Source organism: Sphingomonas sp. PvP055 (genome assembly GCF_040546365.1).
GTDB classification, from domain to species: domain Bacteria; phylum Pseudomonadota; class Alphaproteobacteria; order Sphingomonadales; family Sphingomonadaceae; genus Sphingomonas; species Sphingomonas echinoides_A.
In genome coordinates, this window is the sequence record NZ_JBEPNS010000001.1 from 3,779,349 (window position 1) to 3,797,968 (window position 18,620).

The window sequence follows — 18,620 nt, forward strand, 5'->3', positions numbered from 1 at the left end:
ACTGGAAAATGCTTAACCAGTCGGAACCCTCGGGGGAACACAAGGTTTAACACTTATGCTGCGCGATACTTGCCTAGACAGTTTGATCGACGCCTTCGAGGCGGGGTTCACGGATGCGGGCAACCGGTCGGGAACGACGATGTCGTGTCCATACGATGCGGCGGACGAGATCCGTCGACTCGCTTGGCAGGATGGGGTGTTCTATAACACCGCCGCGCGGCGTTCCGCCCCCCCTTTCCGCGAATCGATCGCGCCGATTGCGGCATATGGCGTGTTCATACCCCCCTCCCGGACAGATCATCCTTTTGTACGAACGTCTGTTTCATTTGGGGCGCACCGCAAGTAGCCGTCGCGCGTTAACCTTACAAACGGCACGACTGACCGAGCAGCCTGTTCAAAAGGCTGGCGTTTATTAACCCTATTCGGCAACTCCGCACTGTCCGGTAAGGCATTCCGTAAAGACAAATTTATGGAGACTGCCTTCAAGACGTGGTCGCGAGATCAGTATGTGTTGCTGAAATTGGGGGTTTGCGATGGGTATGCAGCCGGGGGTGTTCGTTCCGCACGGTGGGTTCGCCTCGCCAGCATCGCGGTCGGTCGATGGGGACACAACCCTACAACGCGCCTCGCTTTCCGCCGGGCGTTTTCGGACGGCCGGTGCAGATCGAGCTGGCCGACACGAGCGATCGTCGGGAAAATGCCTGTTCTCTGATCAACCGCCGCTATGCCTGGCGTGGTTATGGCAGCAATCATGCGCTTCCCGCCCATCGGGCGTGCGCAACCTTTACCGCAACGGCCGACGCCCAGGTGCTCGGGACCGTCACGCTGGTGGTGGACTCCGAGGCCGGGCTGGCCGCTGACGCAATCTTCGCCGACGAGCTCAACCCATTCCGCGAAACGACGGGTCGCAAGATCTGCGAACTCAGCCGGCTTGCGTTCGAAACCGGCCTGCCCTCCAAGCCGCTGCTCGCCGCGCTGTTCCATATCGTCTTCATCTACGGCTATCATCACCACCGCTGCACCGACCTGTTTATCGAGGTCAATCCGCGGCACCGGCGGTTTTACGAAGCAATGCTGGGGTTCAAGTCGATCGGCACACCGCGCACCAACACCAGCGTCGGCGCGCCGTCGCAACTGATGTGGCTGGAGATTTCGAGCATCCGGCGGCGGATCGACGCCGCTGCGGGCGATCTGTCGACGGGCGCCGTGGCGCGCTCGCTCTATGCCCTGTTCTTCTCGCGCGACGACGCTCTCGAGCTCGCGGACGAGCTTACGTCTGACGAAGCGATCCACCGCACGCAGTCGGGGAATGCGCTGGTGAAAGTTTTCCTGCCCGATCTTTGACGGACAAAAAAATGCCGCCGGTTTTCACCGGCGGCATTTCCTGACTTACCGCGATTAAGCGAAAGCGACGGTCGAGCTGCGACGACGATAGCGCAGGCCTGCACCCATCATGCCGAAGCCGGCGAGCATCATCATCCACGTTGCGGTTTCCGGAACAGCGCCTGCAGTCGGCGTGAACGACAGGCTGCCGCCGATCGATGCGCCGCCGAACGAGAAGCCGTTCACGGTCAGCGTGTTGAGCTGGCCAGCCGTGATCGGAACGAGCTCGAGCGAAGCGAACTCAAAACGACCGTTCGGTGCGATTTGAGCAGCCTGACCGTTGAAGAACACCGACGTGAAGTTGGCGTCGGTGAGCGCCGACAGCATGCCCGATGCGATCGAGGTTACCGAACCGCTGCCCAGACCGTCGGTCGGCAGGGTGAACGTGAAGATTTCCGAGAAATTGCCCTGGGCAATGTTCCGAACGCCGAACGAGCCGTTGAACGTGCCAGCGCCGCCTGCAGCGGCGGTGAAGAAGCCGTTGTTCGCAGCGTTCTGTGCAGTTGCGTTGACGGGGAAAACAGCAGCCGAAGCGGGCGCAACGCCTGCAACAGCTGCGATGGCGACGGCAGCAGCGGCGGAAAGAAGCTTGGTACGCATTTACAACACTCCATTAATTGACGAAACCTTACTAGCAAGCTCCGTGCCAACCCACGTTTTGTGGGAAACGCCGCTAAACCGTTCGCTCGATGTGTAAAATCCACTGACAGTGGGGTTTGTTAACCAATTTACAGCTATTAACGTGGCACGCTCGACCCGCGTTTTCGATCCATCCCCAAGCGAATTTTTATCGCTGCCTGCTCAAGGAGAACGGGCGATCCGTGGGCGTGGTCGCCCATGTCATGTTCGGCGATGCCTGCATGCGGAAGCGCAATGCGCCGCCTGCAAGGATCTGGTCATGCCGAAGATACGCCTTCGTGACGGGTCTGCCGTTCAGCGTCACACTGCCGACATAGGGGTGCGTCGGATCAAGTCCGTCCGCTACAATCGTCAACCGCTTGCCGTTGGGCAGCGCCAGCACAGCCCGCTCAACGAACGGACGACCGATGACATATTCGAGGCTGCCCGGCGTCACCGGATAGAAGCCGAGCGCCGTGAAGACCAGCCATGCCGACATCTGCCCTAAGTCATCGTTTCCTGCCAACCCATCCGGCGTCGGATGGTACTGGCTGGCAACGATCTGCTGTAGCCGCGCCTGGGTCCGCCAGGGCGCACCTGCGTAACCGTAAAGATAGGCGACATGGTGGCTTGGTTCGTTGCCGTGGATGTACTGGCCGATCAGGCCAGCGATATCCTCGGCGTGGCTGTAGTCGAGTTTCGAATTGTCATAGTCGAACATCGCATCGAGCTTGGCGACGGTCGCGCGGTCGCCCCCCAGCGCGGTGACCAGCGCGGCTTGGTCCTGGGGTACGAACCAGCTGTATTGCCAGGCGTTGCCTTCGGTATAATCCGACCCGTAGTTGATCGCGGTCGGGTCGAACGGCACGCGAAACGCACCGTCGCTCTTTCGCGCGCGGACGAAACCCGTCTTTGGATCGAAGCTGTTGCGCCAATAGCCTGCGCGTTTGGCGAAGGTTGCCGCAACGTCCTTGCGCCCCATCGCCGCGGCCATCCGGGATATGGTCCAGTCGTCATAGGCATATTCGACCGTCTTGGAGGCCGCTTCGGGCTCCCGGTCGATCGGGACGTAGCCGAGCTTCATATAGTCGTTCAGGCCACCGTACGGACCGTAGGTCGCGCTCGCGACCATCGCATCGAGCGCGGCGTTGGCATCGAACCCGCGGATCCCCTTCAGATAAGCGTCGGCGATGACCGGCACCGCGTGATAGCCGATCATCGTCCACGTCTCGCGGCCCTGGAACTGCCAGACCGGTAGAATGCCGTCCGGGCTGTGCACCCGGCTGTCGATCAGCGACTGGACGATTTCGCGCGTTGTCTCCGCCGGCTGGACCAGGGTGAGCAACGGATGTTCGGCGCGGAACGTATCCCAGAGCGAGAAGGTCGAGCGGAAGGTGTAGCCCTTCGCCTGGTGGACCTGATTGTCCGGCCCGCGATAGCGTCCGTCGAAATCCCCCGCGACCGATGGCGCGAGCAAGCTGTGATATAGCGCAGTCGCGACGTTGCGTTGCATCGGCGCGGGTGCCTGCAGCGTTAGCACATCGAGCGCCGTGTGCCATGCCGCCACCGTCTTCGCGCGGACCGCGTCGAACGAGGTCGGCTCACTCGCAAGATTGGCGATCGCCCCCGCCTCATCGACCGACGAAATCGCGACCCGTACTTCGAGCGGCTGCGTCAATTGTCCGAAATCGAGCCGCGCGGCCAGCGCCCGTCCCGACCGTTCGGCCACGGCATCGCTTCCGCGCCCCGGCCCCTGGAAGCCCTTGTATGGCACATCGCGCTCGGTGCTGACGAAGGCATGGTCAGTCAGCGGTGCCGAGAAGCGCATCGCGAAGAACAGCTGCCGATCGGGGGCCCACCCCCGTGTCTGCCGCGCGCCGACGATGGTGCCGTCGGGCAGCAGCCGGAGCGAGGACCACAGGATCTTGCCCGGATAGGTATAAAGTGAGCTGCGCAGATCAAGCACGAGATGCGCCGCCTTGCCCGTCGGGAAGGTATAGCGATGCACGCCGACACGCGTACCCGCGGTCATTTCCGCGCGGACGCTCGCATCACGCAGCGTCACCGCATAATAGCCGGGCACTGCGATCTCGCTGCCGTGATCGAACCGCGAGCGATAGCCCGAGCCGGGTTGCGCCGCGTCGCCGGGTTCTAGCGACACCGTATTCCCCGCCACCGGCATCACGAGGAAATCGCCGAGGTCGGAATGCCCGGCACCCGAGAAATGCGTGTGCGAGAAGCCCTGGATCGTCGGATCGCTATACCGATAGCCCGCCGCCCATTTGTAACTGTCCCGCACGAGATGCCCGGTGTCGGTGTCCGGGCTGAGCTGAACCATGCCGAACGGCGCGACCGCGCCCGGAAACGTATGCCCTTCCCCCCCGGTGCCGATCATCGGATCGACCTGATCGTACGTCGATTGGGCCGTGAGCGGCGTGGCAATGGCGATCGCCGACGATAGCGAAAGGGCGATGAGGCTGCGGGAAAGGGTCATGGCACGAAGTAGAGCAAACCCTTGCGTCCGTGAAAAGGGCGGTTGGCGGTTGCGGCGTCGCCCCGCTACCGCTTAAGCCGTTCGCATGTCCGATGATTCCACCGCCTGGCCACTGGAAAGCCGATCGGGATTGCCCGGCACGATCGCCTATCTGCGCGACACGTATCCGGCGCCGACGTGGCGGGAACACCACAATTTTGGCGAACTCGCCGCGTTTTGGTTGCAGGTTCACGCCAGTTTGCGCGATCAGGGCAACCAATTGCAGCAGATCACCCAGGCTTTCCGCGACGGTACCCTGGAGGCGAACGCGTTCCAGCAAGCGTTCGTACCTCGGTTTAACCAGTTCCTGCAGCATCTGGAGGGGCATCACCAGATCGAGGACGCTGCCTATTTCCCCAAGTTCCGCGCGCTCGATCCCCGGATGCAGCACGGCTTCGACTTGCTGGAAAGCGATCACCACCTGATCCACGGCGCAGTGCTGACATCCCTCGACGCCGCCCGCCAGCTCGTGACCGCGCTCCCGCGCGGGGGGAGTGCCGTGGCCGCTGCCCGCGACGGCTATTCCGACGCGACCGACCGGTTGATCCAGTTGCTGGCACGGCATCTGGAGGACGAGGAGGATCTCGTGATCCCCGCGCTCCTCCAACATGGCGAACGCAGCGTCGGATAACGCCAACGCTGGACTACACGGCCAGCCACTACCCTGGGCGCTTCAAAGGCCCCAACGCGATCCCGAGCCGCTTGACGCGGTAATAGAAGGTTTTGCGCGGGATCCCGAGATGCTCGATCGCCACGCCGACTTCTCCGCCAGCCGCGCTCATCGCGGCGATGATCGCGGCGCGCTCGAACGCATCGAGCCGCTCGGGCAGGCTCGCCGGCTGCGCTTCGGTGGTATCCGCGGTCGCGTCGAGCCCGAGGACGAACCGCTCGGCAAAATGGGCGAGTTCGCGAACGTTGCCGGGCCAGTCGTGCGTGGCGAGATGATGTTGCGCCGCCGCGGTCATCGCGGGCACCGGTCCTTCGATGCGCTGCGCCGCCTCGGCGACGAAATGGGCGAACAACGGTACCACGTCCTCGCGCCGTTCGCGCAAGGGCGGCATCCGCAATCGCACCGCCGCGATCCGGTATAACAAGGCGGGCGCGATCGCATCTTCCGCGCGCGCGCCGGGTTCGGCGGCGGTGGCGATCACGCGCAGATCGATCGGAACCGCATCGCGCACGCCGGGGGTGACCAGCGCGCGCGCCTCGACCAGCGCGGTCAGCCGCGCCTGAAGCGCGCGCGATGCCTGGTCGAGATCATCAAGCAGCACGGTGCCGCGGCTCGCCGCGACCACGCTCCCGCTGCCGACCCGGGCGAACAGGTCGCTGTCGAGCAACGCGTCCGGATACGCACCACAGGCGACGCCGAGCAAGCGATGCCGTCGCCGCTTGCCCGCCGCATGGATGCGCCGCGCGAGCAGCGCCTTCCCGGTCCCGGTCTCGCCCTCGATCAGCAAGTCGATGTCCGCGTCGGCCAACACCGGGATCATCGACCGCAGTCGCTCGATCGCGGGGGAATACCCGATCAGGCCGTTGCTGGCATCGTCCTCCGGCGCGCCCGTCGCCTGCGCCGCGGCGCGGAGTCGCCGGTTGTCCAGCTCGAGCATCCGCGCGGTCGCCGCGCGTGTGACCGCGGCCAGCAATACGTCGGGATCGAACGGCTTGGTCAGGAAATCCCACGCGCCCGCCTTCAGCGCGGAAACCGCCATCTCGACATCGCCGTGCCCCGTGATCAGGATCACGGGCAGGCTCGGATCGCGCGCGCGCAACTGCTCGAACACTTCGGTTCCCGAGAGATGCGGCAAGCGCACGTCGGTGACGACGACGCCCGGAAAGTCTGCCTGGATCGCGGCCAGCGCCGGGGTCGCCGCCGGATAGGCATCGACCGTGAACCCGGCGAGCGACAGCAACTGCGTCGTCGAGACGCGCAGGTCCTCGTCATCCTCGATCAGCGCGACGCGCAGGCCGGCGGTCATGGCGCTCTCCGCAATACGAGTTCGAAACAGGCGCCGTGCGGCTCCGGGGCGAGGCGCAGCGACCCGCCCAGATCTTCCATGATATCCTTTGCGATCACCAATCCCAGGCCCAGTCCCGCCGCCCGGCTGGTCGCGAACGGCGTGAACAGGCGCTCCGCGATCTCGGGCGCGATACCCGGACCGTTGTCGTGAATCCGGACGACGACGTTGTCGTCCCGGGGGTCGACCGTCACGACGATCGCCCCGTCCGGCTGCGCCTGAAGCGCTTCGGTCGCGTTTTGCAGCACGTTGACGAACACTTGCTCGAGCCGGATCCGCCCCGCGATCACGCAGAGGTCGGCTGCGACCGCCGGCCACGCGACCCGGATGTGCGACAAGGGCTCGCGCAGGATCAACTGCGCGCCCTCGATCACTTCGGTGAGCGGCACCGGGCCGATTTCCCCGCTCGCCTTGCGCGAGAACCCGCGCAGCTGCGCGGTGACCGCGCCGATCCGTTCGGTCAGGCGGGCGATCGCGCGGAGGTTGGTGCGGACGTCCTCGGTCGCGCCGCGGTCGAGCAGCGTCTCCCCAGTCGCGGCATAAGTGCGGATCGCGGCAACCGGCTGCGCTGTTTCATGCGCGACGCTCGCGGTGATCTGCCCAAGCGTGGCCAACCGGTTTGCCTGGCGCAACGCCTCGCGCAGGATCGCCGCGCGCGTTTCCAGCTCGGTCCGTTCCTCGATTTCGTGGCGGAGCGCGGCGGTCCGGTCGGCGACCGCCTGTTCGAGCTGGCTCGTCCGGTCCGCCCGGCGCCGCGCCGCGGACCATCCCGCCCCGGTAAGCCACAACAGCACTAGCGTGACCATCCCCGCGACGATCGCCCCCGCCCGGGCGACATCGTCCACCGCGACGCGCGTCGGTTGCGCGAGCGTTACGCGCCACCCCGCGCCGTCCGGCGCGGTCTGCACGACGAGCAAGGTGCCTTTCTCCCCCGGAACCGCGATCCGTCCGCCCCGTGCCGCCCGGAACGGGACCTGCAGCAAGGCAGCGGCGCCGCTGGTTCGCAAGGCGGTCGCGCGTTCGGTGGACGACAGCGGTCGTGTCATCGCAAAGCGCCACTGCGGGCGGCTCGCAATGAGGATCAGCCCGGCTGGGTCGGTGACGAAGGTGACGCCACCCGCCGCCGCCCATTGCCGTTCGATCGACCCGAAATCGAGCTTCACCACGACGACGCCAGCCGCCGATGTCCGTCGCGCAAGATAGAGGCCGGGGCGGTTGCTGACCGTGCCGAGCGCGAACTGCCGTCCCTCACCGCCGCCGCGCGCCTGCTGGAAATACGGGCGGAAGCGATAATCGTTGCCGACGAAACTCTTCCTACTGCGCCAATTGCTCGCTGCGATCGCTCGACCATCGGGCGCGATTACGTACATTGCCTCCGCGCCGGTTTCGACGGCCAGGCGTTCGAGCTTGCGATCGAGGATCGCTCGCGCATTCGTCCGCCCCTCCAACGCTGCGACGACATCCTGATCATCGGCCAGCGCAAGCGGCAGGAGGCGGAACCGCGCGACTTCGCTGGCGAGCAGCGCGGCGCGCAGCCGCGCATCCGCCGTCAACGATGCCACGAGCCGGATACGGGCCTGGTGTTCGATCACCCCGCCAACGGCCCACGCGACCGCAAGCGCGAGGAGGATCGCAACGACGGCAACGCCGACTCGTCGTCCAGAAAAGACCATCCGCATGCGAAACCCTAGCATCGTGGCGACGATGTGCAACTTTCGGCACAAGCGCCGGATCGTGACGGCCATTTTCGACACTTGGTTTCATGAGAAACTTCCACAAACCACCGAAAAGCGGGGGTTTTTGGTGAATTACGAATATGTGCCAAGCCGCGCGGCAATGGACGCGATACTTCGGGCAGCAGGTATCGCCGCAGAGCCGAACCGCGTGTTCAGAGGATGAAGGCCCCATGTCCATTTCGATCCCCGCTGCCGGCGAACAGCCGCCTGCCGCTCCAAAGCGGTGGTACGCGCAACTCTATTTCCAGGTTCTGCTCGCGATCGTCGCGGGCGTGCTGCTCGGCCATTTCGCGCCTCAGACGGGCGAAGCGATGAAGCCGATCGGCGATGCCTTCATCAAGCTGGTAAAGATGGTAATCGCGCCGGTCATCTTCCTGACGATCGTCACCGGCATTGCCGGGATGCGGGATCTCGGGTCGGTCGGACGCGTGGCGGGCAAGGCGTTCGCCTATTTCCTGTTCTTCTCGACGCTCGCGCTGATCGTCGGGATGGTCGTCGCCAACGTCGTCCGGCCAGGCGCGGGACTCAACATCGATCCCGCCTCGCTCGATGCATCGAAGGTCAGCGAATATGCCGCGAAGGCGCATGAGACGACGCTGACCGGCTTCCTGACGGGCATCATTCCCGACACGTTCCTGTCGGCGATGACGCAGGGCAACATCCTGCAAGTGCTGTTCATCTCGATCCTGTTCGGGATCGCGCTCGCGCTGATTGGCGAACGCGGGGCCAAGGTGCTCGATCTGCTCAACGATGTGTCGATCACCTTCTTCAAGCTGGTCGGCATCGTGATGCGCGCGGCCCCGATCGGCGCATTCGGCGCGATGGCGTTCACGATCGGCAAATACGGCGTCGGCACGCTCGCCAATCTCGCGACGCTGGTCGGCACCTTCTATGCGACCTCGCTGATCTTCGTGCTGGTCGTGCTCGGGCTGGTCGCGCGGCTGACCGGCTTCTCGATCATCAAGCTGATCCTCTACCTCAAGGCCGAACTGCTGCTGGTGCTCGGCACCTCGTCGTCGGAAAGCGCACTGCCCTCGCTGATCGAGAAGATGGAGCGCGCCGGCTGCCCCAAGTCGATCGTCGGGCTGGTCGTGCCGACCGGCTACAGCTTCAACCTCGACGGCACCAACATCTACATGACGCTGGCCGCGCTGTTCATCGCGCAGGCGTGCAACGTCGACCTGACACTGGGGCAGCAGTTGCTGCTGCTGAGCGTCGCGATGCTGTCGTCCAAGGGCGCGGCGGGCGTTACCGGCGCAGGGTTCATCACCCTCGCCGCAACGCTGTCGATCGTGCCGTCGGTGCCGGTCGCGGGGATGGCGCTGATCCTCGGGGTCGACCGCTTCATGTCCGAATGCCGCAGCCTGACCAACTTCATCGGCAATGCGGTCGCAACCGTCGTTGTGTCGAAATGGGAGGGCAAGCTCGACCTGGAGCAGCTCAATGCCGCGCTCTCCGGCAAGACGACGGTCGCCTCGCCTGCGCCTGCCAGCCCGGCTGCCGTGACGCTCGGCGTCGCGAACTGATCCGGAAAGGACGTTTGTCATGATGATTGCTTCGCGACTGCGTGTCGCCACGGCGTTCCTCGCGCCCTACGCCGCCCTCGCCGCATCGGGCGCGTATGCCCAGAAGAGTGCGGGAGAAAAGGCCCCGGCGACCGAGATCGCCACCAGCTATCCCGCCGCAGGCGGGGGCGAAGGCGCCAATACCAACGGCTACAACCTCTCCCGCTGGGCCGAGGACTGGAGCAATCTCCGCGATCCGGCGAAGCGCGACGATCCGCTCGACCGGCTCAAGTTCCTGCCGCTCGATTCGAACGGTGACGTCTACCTGACGCTGTCGGGCGAATTGCGGCTGCGGATGAACCACACCACCAACCCGAACCTGCGCGACAGCAAAGCGCAGCGGCAGGACATCACCCGCATCGTCGGAGGCGCGGACCTGCACGTCGGGCCGCATCTGCGCGGCTACATCGAGCTGGCGCACGGCGGCATTGGCGGGGTCGAACTGGGCCAGCCCGCCGCCAACCTGCGCAACGATTTATCGGTCCAGCAGGCGTTCGTCGAAGGCGACGTCGATGTCGGTTCGGTGCAGTTTGGCGCACGCTACGGTCGCCAGGAATTTACCGACGGCCCAAATTTGCTCGTCTCACAGCGCGACAACAACACGATCCGCTACACGCTCAACGGCATCCGGCTGTGGGCGAAGGGCAAGACCGTGCGTGCCGACCTGTTCGACCTCAAGCCGACCGCCTACGGCGATCTCGGGACCGACGATGACGTGAGCGACCCCGCGCGCCGCTTCTCGGGCGTGTCGCTCGGGTTCGTGGTGCCCAAGACCACGTTCGGCGGGTCGAACCTGTTCGTCGATCCGTTCTTCTGGCGGCGCAAGAATTCGGTCGGAGCCTGGGGCGGCAGGATCGGCCCCGCGGAACGCTTCTATGCGGGCGTTCACGCATATGGCGATGCTGGCCCGGTGACGATCGACTGGACCGTCAACCACCAGTTCGGGACCTATATCGACCAGCGGATCGACGCGTGGCAGTTTTTCATCGCGCAGACGTACCGCGTGAGCAAGGCCAAGACCGCGCCACGCGTCGGCGTGCATTTCGACTATTCGAGCGGTGGCGGCGGGTATGGCGGGCAGACGTTGCGCAACGCCTATGCGCCGTTCGGGAACAACATCTATTACAGCTATCAATTGTTCCTGACGCCGTCGAACCTCGTCACGCTTGCCCCCAACGTGACAGTATCCCCGACCAAGGCGCTGCGCGTGACGGCGGAATATGCGTTGAATTGGCGCGCAAACGTCACCGATGCCGTGTACCGTGCCAGCGGCGCACCGTTCGCGGGAACGCAGAACTTCCGCGCCGCGCGAATCGCCAACGTGTCGCGGTTGCAGGCCGTGTGGACGCTGTCGCCCCGCGTCTCGCTGACGGGACGCTACGAACATCTCGCCGCCGGGCCGGCGCTGCGCGACGCAGGCTATAAGAGCTCGGACTTCCTGGCAGGCTGGATCAGCCTGCGCTTCTGAAAGGACCCCCTTCTCATCGCTCCCGCCCATCACGCCGCCGCACGCGCACTGCTCGCCGATCCGCTGACCAACAAAGGCACCGCCTTTACCGAGACGGAGCGCGACACGTTCGGATTGCACGGGTTGCTTCCGCCGCACATCGGAACGCTCGACAGCCAGATCGAGCGGCGGATGCGCGCGCTCGACGGGATGGCGGACGATTTTCACCGTTACGCCTTCCTGCGCGAACTGCAGGATTCGAACGAGATCCTGTTCCACGCGCTGGTCCAGCGCGACCTGCCGCGGATGCTCCCGCTGATCTACACCCCAACCGTCGGCGAAGGATGCGAGCGGTTCAGCGAAATCTGGCACCGCCCGCGCGGGCTGTTCCTCAGCTATCCCAACCAGAGCCGCATCGCCGATATCCTGGCGGACCCGGCGTTCGACCGAGTCAAGGTGATCGTCGTCAGCGACGGCGAGCGGATCCTTGGGCTTGGCGATCAGGGTGCGGGCGGGATGGGGATCCCGATCGGCAAGCTCGCGCTGTACACCGCGTGCGCGGGGCTGCACCCGGCCGAAGTGCTGCCGATCCTCCTCGACGTGGGCACCGACAATGCTGCGCGACGCGATGACCCGCTGTACGTCGGCTGGCGCCATGCCCGTGTCCGGGGCGACGAGTATGACGGCTTCCTCGAAAGCTTCGTCACCGCGGTGGCCGAGCGGTGGCCGGGCGTCCTGCTCCAGTGGGAGGATTTCGCAGGCCACAATGCGCACCGCCTGCTCGACCGCTACCGGGACCGGTTGCTGAGCTTCAACGACGATATTCAGGGGACCGCCGCCACGGCGCTCGGCACGCTCTTGTCCGCGGTTCGGCGGACCGGCGGCACGCTGGCGGACCAGCGAATCGTGCTGTTCGGGGCGGGCGCAGCGGGCTGCGGGATCGGCGAACTGCTCGTCCGCGCGATGGTCGCTGACGGGTTGAGCGATGCCGAGGCGCGCACGCGGATCTGGGCGGTCGACCGAAACGGACTGATCGTCGACGACATGCCGGGGCTGACCGAATCGCAGCTGGCGTTTGCCCGTCACGACACCCCGCGCGATCTGTTCAATCCGAACGGGTACGATTTGCTCGCCACCATCGAGCTAGTTGCGCCGACGGTGCTGGTCGGCACGTCGGGGCAAAGCGGCGGCTTCAGCGAGGCGGCAATCCGCGCGATGGCCGCGAGCGTCGAGCATCCGATCATCTTCCCGCTGTCCAACCCGATTTCGCGTGCGGAAGCGCATCCGGCCGACCTGTTCGACTGGACCGGGGGCCGCGCAATCGTCGGCACCGGCAGCCCGTTCGGGGTCGCGGGCGTGACCCAGGTCAACAACGTCTTCATCTTCCCCGGCGTCGGGCTTGGCGCGCTAGCAGTAGGCGCCCGGTGCGTGAGCGAGGGCATGTTCATGGCCGCTGCGCGTGAGTTGGCGACGATGGATGGTGAAGGCGGCACGCTCCTCCCGCCGATCACGCATCTGCGCGATATCGCGCTGCGCATCGCCACCGCGGTCGCGCGGCAGGCGATCGTGGAGGGAGTCGCCCGGCCCGATTGCGCCGTCGTCGACGAAAGCGACATCGCATCGGGGATGTGGGCAGCGCGCTACGACTGATCGCGCGCACGGGGCGCAGCCAAAGCGGCCCTCGCCGCGTTGGCTGCGCTGATGGCTTACCCGATCGCTCTCCGCTGGCTGCGCCGGATCATCGTGCTCGTGCTGTGCGCGGCGGTCGCGCTGGTGGTGTTTGCGCTGTTCCGCCCCGCCCCGCAGGACTTGCCGTGGACGCCGTTGCGGCTGGACCAGCCGCCCGGGCTGTTCACCGGGCGCAAGATCGTCGCGCTTGGCCGCGATCCCGCCGCCTGCCGTGCGCTGCTGGAAACGGCGGGTCTCAAATTCACTGCCGTTCCGCCACGTGGCCCGGACCAGTGCCGGGCGCCCGACAGCGTTCGCGCGGCCCCACGCCAGGACATGCTGACGCTCAGCCCCGTAGTGACGACCGCCTGCCCGATCACGGTTGGGTTGCTTGCGTGGCAGGCCAACGTCGTTCAACCCGCAGCGCAACGCCTGTTCGGCACGACGGTGGCGCGGATCGAGCATTTCGGCAGCTACTCCTGCCGCCGCATGTACGGTCGCCAGGAAGGCAGCTGGAGCGAGCATGCGACCGGAAACGCGATCGACGTCAGCGCCTTCGTGCTGACCGACGGCCGTCGCATCGCGGTGCTCCGCGACTGGTCGCGCGACGATGCGCGTGGACGCTTCCTGCACGCGGTGCGCGACGGGGGATGCACGCTGTTCGCGACGGTCCTGTCGCCGGATTACAATGCCGCGCACCGCGATCACCTGCATCTCGATCAGGCGGATCGCGGCGACACGGGGTGGCGTGCCTGCCGCTGATACGGCGCGGCGGACCGAGCCGTATCGCGGGCGGCGAACCCGCGCCCCCTTGCGCCATGTGGCACAGAGGTTAAGTCCACCGCCGTTGAACACCGCCGCGGGCCTTATTGTGAACACAGGTCGGAAGCAGGAGATCTGATGCTTTTCAGAGCGATGCCGAAATCCGTACTGCGCCGCGCGCGATCGTTATCGCTTGTTCTGGGCGTATCCCTGACGGGCCTGTGCGCTGCATCGCCTTCCCTCGGCGCATCGTCTTCGTTCGATCTGGTCGGTCCGAACGTCATCGTGACGGTCAAGCACGGGGCGGTCACGCTGCCGCTCGAATCGGTCCCCAATCTCGTCGAGGGCGACGTCGTCTCGGTCAAGCTCGACTTGCCGGAGAACCAGACCGAGGGGTTCCGGATCGTCGCGGGGTTCCTGCGTGGCGTGATCGACCGTCCGTCCAAGGACTGGTTTCACGAGGCGCGCAGCTGGAAGGGCAAGGGCGCGGACTTTTCGCTGACCGTCCCCAAGGGCGCGCAGCAAATGGCGCTGCTCGTCATCCCCGAGAGCGGTGGTGGCGCGAATGCGGTAATCAGTACCGTGCGCAAACGCCCCGGCGCGTTCGTCCGCGCAATTCAAGAGCTCAACCAGGCAACGCTCGATCGCGCGCGGCTCGATGCGTTCCTGCGCGAAACACTCAAGGTCGAGCGCGAGAATCCCGACAGCGTCTCGGCGGCGTCGCAGAGCCTGACGCGCAGCCTGTCGATCAAGCTGAAGGCGGAATGCCTCCAGCAACCCGCCGAACTGCAGGCGGCGTGCCTCACCGGCGACCGTGAGACGCTGCTGCTGGCGGATACGCACAGCTCGCAACTGGCCTCGACGCTGGCGGGGGCGCCGACCGACCTCGCGTTCCAGCTGAGCGCGACTCCGCAGGGCGGATATGGGTCATACAGCTCGTACATCGGCGTGGTCCGCGACCTGTTCCGGCTGATGGGGGCGTTCCAGTCGACCCAGTTGCAGTTCATCCCGGCGCTGGCGCAAATCGGCAACGGTCGCGCGACGCTGCTGCTCAACACGCCGCTGTCCTTTTCCAAACCGACCTCGGTGATGGTCGTCGCGATGCCCGCGGTGGAAGCGGCCAAGCCGCCCCCGCTCCGCGCCACCACGCCCGACATCGCCTTGTGCGCCAACGCGGGCATGACCTTGCCGGTCGAGGGTGCGCCGCTAATCTACGCCACGCAATATGCGCGCGAGATGGCGCTGCGGTTGAAGCGCCCGGACGGAACGCTGGTCGACGTGCCGATCCATGCCGATCCGCGTCGCGGCGGCTATGTCCTCGACAAGCCGATTCTGGACGGCCCGTTCGGCGGCGCGATCCCGGCGCAAATCCACGGGTTCTGGGGCTTTGCCCCGTTCGAGGGACCGAGCTTCGCGCTGTCCAACCCGCTGCTCAACAATTGGAAGACCGCCGACGGCACGTCGCTCGTCGTCGGGCGCGCGAACGATGTCGAGGTGCTGGGCGGTGGTTCGGGATGCGTAACGCAAGTGTCGCTGCGCCGCGGTGACGGCGCGGCCCGGCCCGTGACGTGGAAACAGGCGGGCACCCGTGGAATTGTCGCGACGCTCCCGCTCGAGAAGATGGCGCCCGGACCAGTGTCGATCGTGATCGAGGGTGCAGCGGGCACAACGCCCGCGGTGGTGACCCTGTCCGCGTTGCAGGAAGCGGGCAGCGTCGACGACCTGACCTTCCACGCCGGCGATGCCGAGGCGATCCTGACCGGTGCGCGGCTCGATCAGGTGCGCGGGATGACGCTGGGCCAGCTGTCGTTCCACCCTGGTGGGCTGACGCGAGTCGACAATCAGGATCGACTGACCTTGCTCGCGGACGACCCCACCAAGGCGCAGACGATCGGCGCGGGGACGAGCCTGAGTGCGGAAGTCACCTTTGCCGCTGGTCGCAAGAAGACCGTCCCGGTAACGATCGCGGCACGGCGCACGGGCGCGACACTGGTCCACATCGCAGGCCAGGTGCCGGCACACGAAGGCACGGTACCCCTCGTGATGCGCACCGACGCCGTTTTCGCACAGGATGCGCGAATCAGCTTTGCCTTCCACAAGGATGCGATGGAAACGCTCGACGGGCAGGAATCGGTCGAGATCGCGACCGCGGACGGGCGCGCCTCCGGGATCATCAAGGCCGGCAAGGGCTATGACCTGCAGGATGCGACCACCGGGATCGTCGCCTTCTCGCCGGTCGAAGCGCTTGGCGCGCTCGCTTATGGTCCGGTGCGGTTCCGTATCCTGGAAGGCGATGTCGCCTCCAACTGGACTTCGCTCGCGACGATCGTTCGGCTGCCCGACATACGATCGGTCAGTTGCCCCGCGCGCGAGAAATGCCAGATCGCGGGGGATCGTCTGTTCCTCATCAAGGCGGCGGGCGCGAGCGAGCAGCCGGATGCGCTGCAGGAGATCCCGGACGGGTTCGTCGCACCCAAGATCACCACGACCGGCAGCCGTGACGGAAAGGTCTACCTGCAATTGCGCGATGCCCCGCAGGCGTTTGCTACGGTCACCGCCTCTTCGAAATAGACGGACGGGGGGGAATGCGCGTTCCGGTCTGGACAGCCGGGGCGCGCCGCCGGTATCGCCCCCGCCCATGAGCATTACCGCAACGATCATGAACACGGCCACCGGCCAGCCCATCCAGAAAATGGTATTCGGCCGGATGCCCAAGCCGTGGGTATCCTTCAATCTCGAGACGGGCGAGCTCGTCACCGCCGACCGCGTCGAAGTCGGCAAGCCCGCGCCGGGCAAGTTCGCGGTGCCGGTGGCGGTGTGGGTCACGCCCAAGGGCTGATTTGCCACCACCTCTCAAACGACAACGCCGGTCATGGCATCATGGCGCATCTCGCGGTAAGGGCCGGCGATGTTGCGCATTACCGAACTGGCCCTTCCGCTCCATCATCCCGATGAGGCGCTCCCCGCTGCGATCTGCAAGCGGCTCAAGATCAGCCCACGCGACCTGATCCGCTTCAAGATCGCGCGCCGTGCGCACGATGCGCGCGACAAGATGGCGATCCTTTTGGTCTATTCGCTCGACGTCGCGGTGAAGAACGAAGCGACCGTGCTCGCCAAGTTCCGCAAGGACCGCAACGTCGGCACCACCCCCGACACGCGCTACAAATTCACCGCGCAGGCCCCCGCCGTTCAGAGCGAGATCCGCCCGGTCGTAATCGGCGCGGGGCCGTGCGGGCTGTTCGCCGGGCTGATCCTCGCGCAAATGGGGTTCCGCCCGATCATCCTCGATCGCGGCAAGGTCGTGCGCGAGCGGACCAAGGACACCTGGGGGCTGTGGCGCAAGAGCGTGCTCAACCCCGAATCGAACGTCCAGTTCGGCGAGGGCGGTGCGGGCACCTTCTCCGACGGCAAGCTCTACAGCCGGATCAAGGACCCGCGCCACCTCGACCGCAAGGTGCTGACCGAGTTCGTCAAGGCGGGCGCGCCCGAGGAGATCCTGACCGAAGCGCATCCGCACATCGGCACCTTCCGGCTGGTGACGATGGTCGAGAGCATGCGCGAAAGCGTCGAGGCGCTCGGCGGCGAATATCGCTTCCAGCAGCGCGTCGAGGGAATCGACATCGAGACGCGCGGCGACGGCAGCCGCCACGTGCGCGGGCTCCACATTCACGACGGCAGCTATCTGCGCGCGGATCATGTCGTCCTCGCGATCGGGCATAGCGCGCGCGATACCTTCGCGATGCTTCACGAGGCGGGGGTCTATGTCGAGGCCAAGCCGTTCTCGCTCGGAGTGCGGATCGAGCATCCGCAATCGTGGATCGACACCGCGCGCTTCGGGCCGAGTGCTGGCAACCCGATCCTGGGGGCGGCGGATTACAGCCTGTCGCATCACTGCAAGAACGGGCGGACGGTCTATAGCTTCTGCATGTGCCCTGGCGGCACCGTCGTCGCCGCGACCTCGGAGGAAGGCCGTGTCGCCACCAACGGCATGAGCCAATATTCGCGCAACGAGCGCAACGCCAATTCGGGGCTGGTCGTGGGCATCGACCCCGAGCGCGACTATCCGGGCGACCCGCTCGCGGGGATCGCGTTCCAGCGACACTGGGAGTCGCTCGCCTATGTCGCGGGCGGATCGAGCTACAAGGCCCCTGCGCAACGGCTGGGCGATCTGCTCGAGGGCAAGCCGTCGTCCGCGCTCGGGCAAGTCGTGCCGTCCTATCGCCCCGGCGTGACGATGGGCGACCTGTCCGAATGCCTCCCCGAATTCGCGATCACCGCGATGCGCGAGGCGCTTCCGGTGTTCGGGCGGCAGATCCCGGGGTACGACCATCCCGACGTGCTGCTCACCGGGGTCGAGACGCGCACCTCCTCGCCGGTCCGCTTCAAGCGCGGCGACGATCTGCAGAGCCTCAACACGCGTGGATTGTATCCGGCGGGCGAAGGGGCTGGCTATGCGGGGGGCATTCTCTCGGCGGCGGTCGACGGGATCAAGATCGCCGAAGCGGTCGCCGCGAGCCTCACGCAGACGGCGATGCCGCTTCCGGAGTGAACCGAACGGTCCAACCTTTGTTGTGCACTGCAACACAAAGGGAGATTTGCTTATGGCCAGCACGGCCAAACCCCTCACCGCCGAGCGCGCGATCCTGATCCTCGGTTGGGTGGCGACGGCGACGGCGGTGATGATGTACGTGTCGTACATCTCGCAGATCCAGCTCAACATCGCCGGGCACAAGGGCTCGGTGATCCAGCCGCTCGCGACGGCGGTGAATTGTACCTTGTGGGTGGCGTACGGGCTGCTCAAGCCGCAGCGCGACTGGCCGGTGGCGCTGGCGAACGCGCCGGGGGTGGTGCTCGGCGCGATCACGTTCGCAACGGCGTTGTAACCACTTAGCC

At 65.9% G+C, this 18,620-nt stretch carries 15 protein-coding genes; 11 read left to right on the forward strand and 4 right to left on the reverse strand.

What is annotated here, in order from left to right:
• Positions 1 to 600 precede the first annotated feature (600 nt).
• Positions 601 to 1,344, forward strand: coding sequence for an N-acyl amino acid synthase FeeM domain-containing protein (locus tag ABIC16_RS17680; protein WP_354292075.1), 744 nt, complete (start codon positions 601 to 603; stop codon positions 1,342 to 1,344).
• Positions 1,345 to 1,398: 54 nt separating this feature from the next.
• Here ABIC16_RS17680 and ABIC16_RS17685 read toward each other — a convergent pair whose 3' ends face one another.
• Together ABIC16_RS17685 and ABIC16_RS17690 are read right to left on the reverse strand one after the other, a co-directional pair.
• Complete coding sequence (locus ABIC16_RS17685; RefSeq protein ID WP_277968928.1) at positions 1,399 to 1,983, reverse strand: FxDxF family PEP-CTERM protein; 585 nt, start codon at positions 1,981 to 1,983, stop codon at positions 1,399 to 1,401.
• Positions 1,984 to 2,170: 187 nt separating this feature from the next.
• Positions 2,171 to 4,495 (reverse strand): GH92 family glycosyl hydrolase, encoded by a 2,325-nt coding sequence (locus tag ABIC16_RS17690; RefSeq protein ID WP_354292076.1) that lies wholly within the window; start codon positions 4,493 to 4,495, stop codon positions 2,171 to 2,173.
• A gap of 85 nt (positions 4,496 to 4,580) precedes the next feature.
• On the opposite strand from ABIC16_RS17690, the gene ABIC16_RS17695 reads away from it, so the two are divergent.
• Complete coding sequence (locus tag ABIC16_RS17695) at positions 4,581 to 5,165, forward strand: hemerythrin domain-containing protein (RefSeq protein WP_354292077.1); 585 nt, start codon at positions 4,581 to 4,583, stop codon at positions 5,163 to 5,165.
• 28 nt (positions 5,166 to 5,193) lie between these two features.
• Here the strand turns inward: ABIC16_RS17695 and ABIC16_RS17700 are convergent, their stop codons facing one another.
• Both ABIC16_RS17700 and ABIC16_RS17705 read right to left on the reverse strand, forming a co-directional pair.
• Positions 5,194 to 6,510, reverse strand: coding sequence for a sigma-54-dependent transcriptional regulator (locus tag ABIC16_RS17700; RefSeq protein ID WP_354292078.1), 1,317 nt, complete (start codon positions 6,508 to 6,510; stop codon positions 5,194 to 5,196).
• Positions 6,507 to 8,228 (reverse strand): sensor histidine kinase, encoded by a 1,722-nt coding sequence (locus ABIC16_RS17705; RefSeq protein ID WP_354292079.1) that lies wholly within the window; start codon positions 8,226 to 8,228, stop codon positions 6,507 to 6,509. Before ABIC16_RS17705 ends, ABIC16_RS17700 begins: the two co-directional genes overlap by 4 nt.
• A gap of 55 nt (positions 8,229 to 8,283) precedes the next feature.
• Here ABIC16_RS17705 and ABIC16_RS17710 point away from each other — a divergent pair, with 55 nt between their 5' ends.
• The 9 genes from ABIC16_RS17710 (at position 8,284) to ABIC16_RS17750 (ending at position 18,610) form a co-directional block, all read left to right on the forward strand.
• Positions 8,284 to 8,448, forward strand: coding sequence for a hypothetical protein (locus tag ABIC16_RS17710; protein WP_354292080.1), 165 nt, complete (start codon positions 8,284 to 8,286; stop codon positions 8,446 to 8,448).
• A gap of 7 nt (positions 8,449 to 8,455) precedes the next feature.
• Positions 8,456 to 9,811, forward strand: a complete 1,356-nt coding sequence (locus ABIC16_RS17715; RefSeq protein ID WP_354292081.1) for a dicarboxylate/amino acid:cation symporter — start codon at positions 8,456 to 8,458, stop codon at positions 9,809 to 9,811.
• Between the two features lie 19 nt (positions 9,812 to 9,830).
• Positions 9,831 to 11,318 (forward strand): alginate export family protein, encoded by a 1,488-nt coding sequence (locus tag ABIC16_RS17720; protein WP_354292082.1) that lies wholly within the window; start codon positions 9,831 to 9,833, stop codon positions 11,316 to 11,318.
• Between the two features lie 63 nt (positions 11,319 to 11,381).
• Complete coding sequence (locus tag ABIC16_RS17725) at positions 11,382 to 12,947, forward strand: NAD-dependent malic enzyme (RefSeq protein WP_354292375.1); 1,566 nt, start codon at positions 11,382 to 11,384, stop codon at positions 12,945 to 12,947.
• Positions 12,948 to 12,998: 51 nt separating this feature from the next.
• A complete protein-coding gene (locus ABIC16_RS17730; RefSeq protein WP_354292083.1) occupies positions 12,999 to 13,727 on the forward strand; it encodes an extensin-like domain-containing protein in 729 nt (242 codons plus the stop codon).
• Between the two features lie 138 nt (positions 13,728 to 13,865).
• A complete protein-coding gene (locus ABIC16_RS17735) occupies positions 13,866 to 16,298 on the forward strand; it encodes a hypothetical protein (RefSeq protein WP_354292084.1) in 2,433 nt (810 codons plus the stop codon).
• A 67-nt stretch (positions 16,299 to 16,365) separates the two neighbouring features.
• Positions 16,366 to 16,566, forward strand: coding sequence for a hypothetical protein (locus tag ABIC16_RS17740; RefSeq protein ID WP_010214848.1), 201 nt, complete (start codon positions 16,366 to 16,368; stop codon positions 16,564 to 16,566).
• Positions 16,567 to 16,635: 69 nt separating this feature from the next.
• Positions 16,636 to 18,276: an NAD(P)/FAD-dependent oxidoreductase gene (locus tag ABIC16_RS17745; RefSeq protein WP_277968937.1), complete on the forward strand. Its 1,641-nt coding sequence runs from the start codon at positions 16,636 to 16,638 to the stop codon at positions 18,274 to 18,276.
• A 52-nt stretch (positions 18,277 to 18,328) separates the two neighbouring features.
• Positions 18,329 to 18,610 carry a SemiSWEET family transporter gene (locus ABIC16_RS17750; protein WP_354292085.1) on the forward strand — a complete coding sequence of 94 codons (282 nt, stop codon included), beginning with the start codon at positions 18,329 to 18,331 and terminating at the stop codon, positions 18,608 to 18,610.
• Positions 18,611 to 18,620 lie beyond the last annotated feature (10 nt).